Source organism: Paraburkholderia silviterrae (assembly GCF_004353915.1).
In the GTDB taxonomy this organism is placed as follows: Bacteria; Pseudomonadota; Gammaproteobacteria; order Burkholderiales; family Burkholderiaceae; genus Paraburkholderia; species Paraburkholderia silviterrae.
Genome location: NZ_SMRP01000006.1, coordinates 195472 through 204827, shown reverse-complemented (window position 1 = coordinate 204827; position 9356 = coordinate 195472). Strand labels below are relative to the sequence as shown.

Below are 9356 nucleotides of genomic sequence, written 5' to 3'. Positions count from 1 at the left end.
TGCCGCCCCGCACAGGGGCAACACAAATATACCTACATGAAAACAAGGAAAGGCCAAAGCGCCAAAACCCCAAACAGAACCCACAACCCACAACAAACCAAATCAATAGCACGCGCTAAGCATCTCCCCCAACTTTGAACACCGCCACCAACTGATCGAGCTCCGCCGCCTGCTGCTTCAAGCTCTCAGCCGCCGCGGCACTTTCCTCCACCAGTGCCGCGTTCTGCTGCGTCACCTGATCGAGCATCTGCACCGCATCGCCAATCTGACCGATACCCGCACTTTGCTCGAGACTAGCCGAAGTAATCTCGCTCATCATGGTGCTCACGCTCTGCACCTGCGCGACCACGTCGTCCATCACCTTGCCCGCATCGGCAACGAGCCGCGAACCGGCATCCACCGTCCCGGCGCTATGCTCGATCAACGACTTGATCTCTCTGGCGGCCTGCGCACTGCGCTGCGCAAGATTGCGCACCTCAGAAGCCACCACCGCGAAACCGCGCCCCTGCTCGCCAGCACGCGCAGCCTCCACCGCCGCGTTGAGCGCGAGAATATTGGTCTGGAACGCGATACTATCGATAACCACGATGATTTCGGAGATCTTGCGCGACGCATCGCTGATCTGTTCCATCGTGCTCACCACCTGGCCAACCACCTCGCCGCCTTGCGCGGCGGCGCGGGACGCGCTGCTGGCCATCTGCGCGGCAGTGTGCGCGGTGTCCGAATTGTTCTTCACGGCGGCGGTGATCTCCTCCATCGACGCGGCGGTGCGCTCGAGATTGCTGGCCTGATCTTCGGTGCGCTGGCTGAGGTCGGCATTGCCCGTCGCGATCTGTGTGGAGCCGATGGCGATCGACATTGAAGAGGCCCGCACGCGGCGCACGAGGGTGTTCATCGACGCAACGAAGCGGTTGAACGCGTCGGCGAGCTGCCCAATTTCGTCCGTGCTCTCGACTTTCATCTGGCGCGTGAGGTCGCCCTGGCCGCTTGCGATCTCCGCAAGCAGCGTGGCCGCGCGGCGCACCGGCGCAGCAATGGCGCGGCCCACCAGCAGGATCACCGCGAGTGCCCCGGCGAGCCCCACGACGGCGGCAATGATGGTCGCCATCCGGATCGCGCGCTCGAACGGCCCGAGCATTTCTGCTTGCGGCACCTCGACCACGACGTACGCATTCAATTGCGGAACGAACGAGGTGGCGATGAATCGCGGCCCGCCCGGCGCGGTGTAGGTCATGAAGGTGTAGCGCGGGCCGGCCAGCAGCGTGGACGCGGCGCCAGCGGGCATGCCGGGCAGGTCCTTGAGGAAGTGCTTGCCGTCGACCATCGCGGTGTCGCGGTGGATCATGATTGCGCCATCCGGATGCACGAGATACGCAAAGCCCGTCTCGCCGATCTTGTAGCTCGCGACGCCCGCGGCCAGCGCGTCCACGGAGAGCGCCATCGCCGCCACGCCGGTCGGGCCTGGCTGGCCGTTCACGCCGTCCACGCGCGCATTGATGAACATGGTGTAGGTGCCGAGGCTCACGTCGCGGTCCATGCTCACCTCATAGGGCTTGCCGGTGGCGAGAAAGGCCTGGAGCCACTGATCGTGGTCGCCGAGCTTGCGCTGCAGGCCGGCTTCGGTGAAATAGTTGCCGCTCTTCGTGGACGCCCATTGCACGCTGACGGCCTTCTGCTCCGCCTTCACGTTCTGCGCGAGGCGCATCCACGTGGCGGTGCCGGCGTCGGGCTCGCCGTCGGCTTCCCATTGCTGGAGAAAGGGATCGGTCGCCATGGCCCGCGCCGCGGTGATCGGCCCCGCGAGCTGGCGCTCGATGTCGGCGCGAATGCCCTTCACGGCGGTAGGCAGTTCGTCCTGCACGACGCGCTCGCGCACCGTGTCGCCGATCAGCCAGATGCTCAGCCCGCTCGAAATGCCGATGAAGATCAGCAGGCAGGTCGTCATGCTCAGAACCAGCTTGTTCTGAATGGAAAGCTTGCACCAGATGGACATGAAGGGTTCTCGACAACGTTAAACCATGGGTCTGTTAAACGTTATCGGTCGCTTTGGCGAGAACTTGATCCGGTGGCGCGTATGGGCGGTATAAGGGCAGCGCAGTGGTCGCGCGCGGCGTGGACCGCACGCGCTATAGTCCGTAATTGTCCGATGAATAAGCGAGGAAAGCCATGAGCGCCAGCGACAGGAAGCGTATTTCGACCGCGTGCATCGGCACATTGCTGCTCGCGATGGTTGGCGCATGCACGACTAGCGCGTCCGCCGATATAGCGCCGTGCGCGCCTGGCCAGCTCCAATTGAGCCTCGACGACGGCAGCGGAGATTTCAACGGCATGTCCCATGGCGGCACCTATGTGGTGTTGCGCAATCTCGGCGCCACCGCGTGCCGGGTGCCCGCGCGCCCGGACGTGACCTTCCTCGACGCGCACGATGAGGCGCTGCGCGCGTCCTTGCAGCCGATACGCGGCATGAACCCTGGGCCGGTGCTGCTGCCCATCGAGATTCCCGCGCAGGCGCGCGTGCGCGCGAGCCTGCGCTGGGTGACGGGCGAAGTCTTCGACGACACGCAATGCATCGACCCGGCTTTTATCAGGATCGGCATTGGAGAGGGCGCGCTGACCACGCGTTTTCGCGGTCATCTATGCGGCTCGCGCGCCGAGGGGCCGCTTTATCAGGTGGTGCCGTTTCAGCCGTTCCAGACGACTCGGCCGGATTGAGTCCCGCCCGGCTATCGCGCGTGGCCGTCCTGGGCTTGCGCGTCTTTGAGCCGCTTGCGGTGCGCGGCCACCTTCGCCCGATTGCCGCAGATGGCCATGCTGCACCAGCGCCGCGCATGGCCGCGCGTGTGGTCCGCGAACAGCAGTGTGCAGCGCGGGCCCTCGCAGGCTTTCACATGCGTGAAATCCTCTTCGCACACCAGCTTCGCCAGCGCCTCGGCGATCGGCATCAATAAGGACTCCGGTGTTCTGTGTCGGCGCCTCGCGCGCAGTGCGAATGAGGATGCGCTGCCAGGGGCGTTGGCCACGAGCTCGCCGTGTTGCTCGTCGCGTTCGAGCAAGCGGTTCAGGGGTTCGAGCGTGCGCAAATCGGCAGCGCTCAATGGCCGGCCTTTGCGCTCGTGCACGAATGCCCTGAACCACTCACGCAGCGCCCTCGCTTGCGTGGCAACGGCGTCGAAGTCGGTCTGAGCGAACTGCGCACGCAAAGCCGCCAGTGTCTCGCGCGGCACCATTTGCGCCTGCTCCAGCCAGTCGAGCAAGCCCTCCCCATCGCCGATCCAGTCGAGCGGCTCATCCACCGGCGTGGCGACTGAATTCAGGAAGTCGAGGCCCGGCGCGTCGGCCACGAAGATCGCGGGGAGCGGTCGATAGTCCATTTCATGTGATGAATCTGCGTGGATCATGAAAGAATCGTAACCGCTAAAAAACGGCTTGACAAGTTACGCGTCACGTTTGTAACCTCTAAAACGTAAATTTAAAGGTTACTAATTCCCGCGCCGATGGTCATCGCCAATGGCGGTGCCTGTTGGCGTGAACAGGCCCTAAGTCGAAGGAGCAAGACATGTCTTCTGGTAATGCGGGTGTGGTGCTGGTCCACGGTGCATGGGCGGACGGATCGAGCTGGAGCAAGGTCATCGACCGGTTGAATGCGCGTGGCATCGCGGCGGTGGCGGCGCCGCTTCCCCTCACGTCCCTGAAAGACGACGTGGCCGCGCTAGAGCGCGCGATCGAGCGCGTCGGCGGTCCGGTCGTGCTGGTTGGGCACGCGTACGCGGGTGCCGTGATCGGCGCGGCGCGGGGCGAGCGTGTCGCGGCGCTGGTCTACGTGGCCGCGCTCGCACCCGACGAGGGTGAAACGGTGGCCGACGTGTTCCATCGTGGAGACGCCCACCCGCAGGCGCCGAAGCTCGCGCCGGACCCGCACGGCTGGATATGGCTCCCGCACGAGGCATTCGCGAGTGCGTTCGCACAGCACGCCTCGCCGCACGAGGCGGCGGTGCTCGCGGCGATCCAGCGGCCGATTGCGGCGGCGTGCATCGGCGAGGCGGTGGGGCGGCCGCACTGGAAGGACGCGCCGGCGTGGTTCCTAGTCGCCGGGCAGGACCGGATGATCGATCCGGCGACGCAGCGCTTCATGGCGCGACGGATGAACGCGCACATCGTCGAGTCGGATGCCGACCATACGCCGGGCGTGACGGCGCCCGACCTTGTGACCGAAGTGATTTTGCAGGCGCTAGCGTCTGTTTCCGCGCACTGAGACGGACGCCAGCCGCAATCATTCGCATGACCGCATGTTTTCCATGGAGGAACCTCATGAGCACCATCGCTTATCACCACGCCGACGTGGACGGCTTTCGCGTCTTCTACCGTGAAGCCGGCCGTGCAGGTGCGCCGAAGCTGTTGCTGCTGCACGGCTTTCCGAGCGCGAGCCATATGTTTCGCGATCTGATTCCCAGGCTGGCCGGGCAATTTCATATCGTCGCGCCGGACCTGCCGGGGTTCGGGCAGTCGGATATGCCGGAGCGCGAGCGCTTCGTCTACAGCTTCGAGAACATAGCCGCGGTCATCGACCGCTTCACGGAAGTGATCGGCTTCGACCGCTTTGCCGTCTACGTCTTCGATTACGGCGCGCCCACCGGCTTTCGACTCGCGCTCAAGCATCCCGAGCGGATCGCCGCGATCATTTCGCAGAACGGCAACGCCTATGAAGAAGGGCTGAGCGACGGCTGGAATCCGATTCGCGCGTACTGGCAAGATGGGTCGCCCGCGAATCGCGATGCGCTGCGCGCGATGCTCACGTACGAGACCACGGTATGGCAATACACGCATGGCGTGATCGATACGGAGTCCATATCGCCGGATGGGTACACGCTCGACGCTCACTATCTCGAACGACCTGGCGCGAGCGAGATCCAGCTCGATCTGTTTCGAGACTATCGGAGCAACGTCGCGCTGTATCCGGCGTTCCAGCAATACTTCCGCACGCACCGGCCGCCATTTCTCGCGGTGTGGGGCAAGAACGATCCGTTCTTTCTGCCCGCGGGCGCGCAAGCGTTCCAGCGCGATATGCCGCACGCCGTGGTGCGCTTCTTCGATACAGGCCATTTCGCGCTGGAGACCCACGCGGCGGAAATTGCCGAAGCCATCGCGGACTTTCTCATTCGCCGATAACGCCGGGCGGCGCAACGGCGCGCGGCGCCTGACGATAGCGGCGTGGCCGTCGTTGAAGTCGAGTGGGGGCTCGGTGGTGCTGATGTCGGGCAACTCCGCACTGTTCCCGAAGGCGCCGTATGCGGCGGTTGGCACCATCAATGCGGCCATCGTGGCGCTTGCCAAGGCGTTCTCGGATCGCGGCATTGCCGACGGCGTGCAGGTCAACAGCGTGCTGCCCGGGCCGGTGATGACGGGGCGCCGCCAGTCGTATCTGGAGCATTGGGCGCCGCTGCACAACCTGAGTGTGGAGGAGGCGACGGCGCGGTTTCCGACCGAGGCAGGCATCGCGCGCTATGGCACGCCGGAGGAAATCGCCGGGCTCATGGCCTTCGTGGTTTCCCCCGCGGCGCACTGGATGACCGGCACGACGCTCAGGATGGACGGCGGCGAGGTCAAGTCGATCTAAATCGAAGGCAGGCCGAATGCGATGACTCCCGTCGCAAAGGCAGCTCGCGCCCGCCCGGCACGCGCGTCCTACACCGCCGCGAACTCGATCCGGTCCCGTCCCGCACGCTTCGCGTCATAGAGCATCGTGTCCGCGCGCAGATACATGTCCCACGGGCTCGCCTGCGCTTCGGGACTGCGCGCATCGTTGCCGCGCCATGCCACGCCGAGACTGATCGTGAGCGCGCGGCGTGCCATCTCGGGTTGCGGCAGCAGCAGCGCCTTCACTGCGCGCTGCATGCGCCTGACGATGCGCAGCGCCTCGGACGCGGCGTTCACGAACAGCAGCACGCAGAATTCGTCGCCGCCCAGCCGGAAGAGGTAGTCGTCTCCGGCGCGCAGGCATCGCATGACCGCTCTCGCCACGGCGCGCAGCAGCTGGTCGCCGGCGCTATGGCCGTAGGTGTCGTTGAAGGTCTTGAAGTTGTCGATGTCGAAGACGCACAGCGCGGCGCTATGCGTGCGCTCGCGCAGCCGCGCGTCGCTCGCCAGCACCGCTTCGAGATGGCGGCGGTTATACGCGCCCGTCAGCGAATCGGTAATCGTCAGTTGCGCGAGCGCCGAATTCTCGGCCTCCAGCTCACGAATGCGCCGGATCAGGCGCAGCCGCTCGCTGCGGGCGAGCGGGCGCGACGGCACGCGGATGGCGCGAGCCTTGCGGCCGCCCATCGGCGGGGAATGCGATCTTGCGCGCGCAACGAAACTCGCGCGCCTTGGCAGGGCGTTGTTGTTGTTGGGCATGTGGTCTCAGCATGTGGCTATGAAGCCTGTTTCGGCCATCCGGCCGGCCCTGTTGTGACAGCGGGGCAGTGGCGGACGGTCCGTCTTTTATCTCATTATGTGTCGGTAATTCGTTGGCTACTGTCAGACATTGTTAATTTTGCGTTGACGATTACCGGGGACCCACCTAAGACCCACCTGAGACCCGCCCGACACCGAGGCTCACATCGGGATCTCGGAAGTGAGCTTGATTTTCTGCATCGGAATATCGGTTTTCACGCTCTGCACGCCGGGAATGCGCGTGAGGTATTCCATCTGGAAGCGCCGGTATTCGTCGAGATCGGCGGCCACGATGCGCAGCAGGAAATCGCAGTCGCCGGCCATCAGATGGCACTCGACCACGTCGGGGAATTGACGCACGGCCTCGGCGAAGCGGTCCACCGTCTGGGCGTCCTGGCCCTTGAGCCAGACGCGCGCGAACACGGTCAGCGCCTTGCCCACTTTGGCCGGATTGAGCACGGCTACGTACTTCTCGATCACGCCCGCTTCCTCGAGCAGACGCACGCGCCGCAGGCACGGCGAGGGCGAAAGACCGACTTGCTGCGCGAGGTCGACGTTCTGCAACCGCCCGTCGCGTTGCAGGGCGTTGAGGATGCGCCGATCGATGGCGTCGAGCTTAACCTGGTGTTCCATGTCGATATCTGGCGAATCGTTGGCATTGAATGCCAAATTCTCTTTCCCAAATGGCGACAACGCAACCCGATTCGAACGCGTTCGGCAGAAAATATCCGTCCTTTGCAGGAGTCGGAAAGTCAATGAGCAGTATCCCTGGACAGGCCGCCGGAGCGCGGCAATCGTATGAATCGTCGGAAGTCGCGCGCGGCATGCGCGCGGCGCTGCCCGTCATGATGGGCTTCGTCCCGTTTGCGCTGGTGCTGGGCGCACAGGCCACCCAAAAGGGCATGACCACGCTCGAAGTGCCGATGATGACGGGCATGAACTTCGGCGGCGGATCGGAATTCGCGGCGATCCGCCTGTGGACATCGCCGCCGCATATCGCGCTGATCGTGGCGATGTCGTTTCTCGTGAATGCCCGCCATATCCTGATGGGCGCGGCGTTTGCGCCGTACCTCCGGCACGTGCCGTTGCGGCGCGCGCTGGCGTCGCTCTTTCTGATGTGCGACGAAAGCTGGGCGATGGCGATGGCCGACGCGAAGGCGCGCGGCGCCGATCGCATCAGCATGGCGTATTACCTGGGCGTCGCGATCAATCTGTGGCTCACGTGGGTCTCGTTTACGGCGCTGGGCGCGGTGCTTGGGCCCGTGCTGGGCGACGTGCAGCAGTACGGCTTCGACATGGCGTTCACGGCCGTTTTCCTGGTGCTGCTCAAAGGCATGTGGAAGGGCGCGCGCGCGAGCCTGCCGTGGCTCGTGAGCCTCGCGGTAGCGGCCGTGACTTACCTGTTCGTGCCGGGCGCCTGGTACGTGGCGGCGGGCGCCTGCGCCGGGCTGGCGGCCGCCGTGCTGATGGAGCCGCGCGATGCTTGACTCCAGCACAGTGGCGATCATCGTGCTGATGGCCGCCACGACCTACCTCACGCGCATTCTCGGCTACGTGGCGCTGCGCGATCGGACGCTGAGTCCGCGCATGCGCGCGGTGATGGAAAACGTGCCGGGCTGCGTGCTGATCTCGGTGATCGCGCCGGCTTTCGTGTCGCGCCATCCCGCGGACCTGCTGGCGCTTGCGATTACACTGTTTGCTGCGACGCGGTTCTCGCTGCTGCCGACGGTGATCGTCGGCGTTGCGTCAGCGGGCATCCTGCGGCACCTGATCGGATAAACCATCGACAACTGAACGAGCATGAGCGAGACGCAAGCCACAACCCAGGACCCGCAGGACCATTGGATCGAGACCGCAACGGGCCGGCTGTTTGCACGCAGCTGGGAGCCGGATGCGCCGCGAGATGCGGCTCATGAGGCGCTCGCGCGCCGTGCGCCGATCGTGCTGCTGCACGACTCGCTGGGCTGTGTCACGCTGTGGGGCACATTTGCGCAGACGCTTGCGCGCGCAACCAAACGGCGCGTGATTGCCTATGACCGCGCCGGCTTTGGCGCTTCTGACGCGCGCACGGACCATGTGGGCCCCGGGTTCGTGCGGGACGAGGCGCAGCGTTTTTTTCCGGCGCTGTGCGAGCAGATGGGGATCGACCGCTTCGTCGCGTTCGGTCATAGCGTGGGCGGCGGCATGGCGATCGAGTGTGCCGCGCAGCACGCGCAGCGTTGCGTGGCGCTCGTGACCGAGGCGGCGCAGACCTTCGCGGAAGACCGCACGCTGGCGGGCATACGTGTGGCGCGCGAGCAGTTTCGCGATCCCGCGCAGTTCGCGCGCCTCGCCCGCTACCACGGCGAGAAGACGCAATGGGTGCTCGACGCGTGGATCGAGACGTGGCTCTCGCCCGAGTTCGCCGACTGGTCGCTCGATGCAGTGCTGCCGCGCGTGCAGTGCGCCACGCTTGCGATCCACGGCAGCCTGGATGAGTACGGCACGCGCGTGCATCCCGAGACGATCGCGGCGCGCGTGAGCGGCCCGGCGCGCGCGGCGATCATGGAAGGCGTGCGCCACGTTCCGCACCGCGAGCAGGAAGCGCAGGTGGCGGAGATGGTGGCGGAATTTCTGCGCGGGGTCGATGGCTGAGGACGCGTGCGGGGCGTTTGTTTGCGTGTGTGTAATTGCGGACGTGCATGCGTGCCCGATGCGCCGGCGAGATCGAGGTGCCGGATCAGTCGGCGCGAAGGTCCTTCACGAGGCTGAAATTTTTTTCGATGAAGGTCTTCAAAAATCCGCAACGAGTCGCTACAATCCCGTTCCTCTTGCTCAGGTGGCGAAATTGGTAGACGCACTATCTTGAGGGGGTAGCGCCGAAAGGCATGCGGGTTCGAGTCCCGCTCTGAGCACCAAAAAAGGCTTTAAAATCAAAGCCCCTC

General features: G+C 65.0%; 11 protein-coding genes and 1 tRNA gene. 8 read left to right on the top strand and 4 right to left on the bottom strand.

The window, feature by feature from the left end; translation table 11 throughout:
- Positions 1-115 precede the first annotated feature (115 nt).
- Complete coding sequence (locus EYW47_RS15240) at positions 116-1993, bottom strand: methyl-accepting chemotaxis protein (protein WP_133195652.1); 1878 nt, start codon at positions 1991-1993, stop codon at positions 116-118.
- Positions 1994-2166: 173 nt separating this feature from the next.
- Here EYW47_RS15240 and EYW47_RS15235 point away from each other — a divergent pair, with 173 nt between their 5' ends.
- On the top strand, positions 2167-2712 hold the full coding sequence (locus tag EYW47_RS15235; RefSeq protein WP_133195651.1) for a DUF4232 domain-containing protein: 546 nt from the start codon (positions 2167-2169) through the stop codon (positions 2710-2712).
- An 11-nt stretch (positions 2713-2723) separates the two neighbouring features.
- Here the strand turns inward: EYW47_RS15235 and EYW47_RS15230 are convergent, their stop codons facing one another.
- The gene (locus EYW47_RS15230; RefSeq protein ID WP_133195803.1) at positions 2724-3371 is read right to left on the bottom strand and encodes a CGNR zinc finger domain-containing protein; all 648 of its coding nucleotides are present in this window, start codon (positions 3369-3371) and stop codon (positions 2724-2726) included.
- Positions 3372-3556: 185 nt separating this feature from the next.
- Between EYW47_RS15230 and EYW47_RS15225 the strand changes: the two genes are divergently transcribed.
- Genes EYW47_RS15225 through EYW47_RS15215 form a run of 3 tightly spaced genes read left to right on the top strand, consistent with a single transcriptional unit; the run spans position 3557 to position 5614 of the window.
- Entirely contained in the window at positions 3557-4252 is a 696-nt protein-coding gene (locus EYW47_RS15225) for an alpha/beta fold hydrolase (RefSeq protein ID WP_133195650.1), read from the top strand.
- 56 nt (positions 4253-4308) lie between these two features.
- Positions 4309-5166, top strand: coding sequence for an alpha/beta fold hydrolase (locus EYW47_RS15220; protein ID WP_133195649.1), 858 nt, complete (start codon positions 4309-4311; stop codon positions 5164-5166).
- On the top strand, positions 5129-5614 hold the full coding sequence (locus EYW47_RS15215) for an SDR family oxidoreductase (protein ID WP_276322947.1): 486 nt from the start codon (positions 5129-5131) through the stop codon (positions 5612-5614). The genes EYW47_RS15220 and EYW47_RS15215 overlap by 38 nt, the downstream gene beginning before the upstream one ends.
- Before the next feature lie 68 nt (positions 5615-5682).
- Here the strand turns inward: EYW47_RS15215 and EYW47_RS15210 are convergent, their stop codons facing one another.
- Both EYW47_RS15210 and EYW47_RS15205 read right to left on the bottom strand, forming a co-directional pair.
- Positions 5683-6393 (bottom strand): GGDEF domain-containing protein, encoded by a 711-nt coding sequence (locus EYW47_RS15210; protein WP_133195648.1) that lies wholly within the window; start codon positions 6391-6393, stop codon positions 5683-5685.
- Positions 6394-6594: 201 nt separating this feature from the next.
- Positions 6595-7065 (bottom strand): Lrp/AsnC family transcriptional regulator, encoded by a 471-nt coding sequence (locus EYW47_RS15205; protein ID WP_133195647.1) that lies wholly within the window; start codon positions 7063-7065, stop codon positions 6595-6597.
- Positions 7066-7187: 122 nt separating this feature from the next.
- Between EYW47_RS15205 and EYW47_RS15200 the strand changes: the two genes are divergently transcribed.
- The 4 genes from EYW47_RS15200 to EYW47_RS15185 all read left to right on the top strand — a co-directional run bounded on the left by EYW47_RS15200 (position 7188) and on the right by EYW47_RS15185 (position 9329).
- The gene (locus tag EYW47_RS15200) at positions 7188-7919 is read left to right on the top strand and encodes an AzlC family ABC transporter permease (RefSeq protein ID WP_133195646.1); all 732 of its coding nucleotides are present in this window, start codon (positions 7188-7190) and stop codon (positions 7917-7919) included.
- Positions 7912-8211, top strand: coding sequence for an AzlD family protein (locus EYW47_RS15195; protein WP_133195645.1), 300 nt, complete (start codon positions 7912-7914; stop codon positions 8209-8211). Before EYW47_RS15200 ends, EYW47_RS15195 begins: the two co-directional genes overlap by 8 nt.
- Positions 8212-8232: 21 nt before the next feature.
- A complete protein-coding gene (locus tag EYW47_RS15190; protein WP_133195644.1) occupies positions 8233-9066 on the top strand; it encodes an alpha/beta fold hydrolase in 834 nt (277 codons plus the stop codon).
- Between the two features lie 178 nt (positions 9067-9244).
- Positions 9245-9329: transfer RNA gene (locus tag EYW47_RS15185), tRNA-Leu, on the top strand.
- The last annotated feature ends 27 nt before the right edge of the window (positions 9330-9356 follow it).

What these genes read in the sequence shown, in the direction of transcription:
- EYW47_RS15240 (WP_133195652.1), bottom strand. Translation starts at nt 1,993, where the DNA reads ATGTCCATCTGGTGCAAGCTTTCCATTCAGAACAAGCTGGTTCTGAGC.
- EYW47_RS15235 (WP_133195651.1), top strand. Translation starts at nt 2,167, where the DNA reads ATGAGCGCCAGCGACAGGAAGCGTATTTCGACCGCGTGCATCGGCACA.
- EYW47_RS15230 (WP_133195803.1), bottom strand. Translation starts at nt 3,371, where the DNA reads ATGGACTATCGACCGCTCCCCGCGATCTTCGTGGCCGACGCGCCGGGC.
- EYW47_RS15225 (WP_133195650.1), top strand. Translation starts at nt 3,557, where the DNA reads ATGTCTTCTGGTAATGCGGGTGTGGTGCTGGTCCACGGTGCATGGGCG.
- EYW47_RS15220 (WP_133195649.1), top strand. Translation starts at nt 4,309, where the DNA reads ATGAGCACCATCGCTTATCACCACGCCGACGTGGACGGCTTTCGCGTC.
- EYW47_RS15210 (WP_133195648.1), bottom strand. Translation starts at nt 6,393, where the DNA reads ATGCCCAACAACAACAACGCCCTGCCAAGGCGCGCGAGTTTCGTTGCG.
- EYW47_RS15205 (WP_133195647.1), bottom strand. Translation starts at nt 7,065, where the DNA reads ATGGAACACCAGGTTAAGCTCGACGCCATCGATCGGCGCATCCTCAAC.
- EYW47_RS15200 (WP_133195646.1), top strand. Translation starts at nt 7,188, where the DNA reads ATGAGCAGTATCCCTGGACAGGCCGCCGGAGCGCGGCAATCGTATGAA.
- EYW47_RS15195 (WP_133195645.1), top strand. Translation starts at nt 7,912, where the DNA reads ATGCTTGACTCCAGCACAGTGGCGATCATCGTGCTGATGGCCGCCACG.
- EYW47_RS15190 (WP_133195644.1), top strand. Translation starts at nt 8,233, where the DNA reads ATGAGCGAGACGCAAGCCACAACCCAGGACCCGCAGGACCATTGGATC.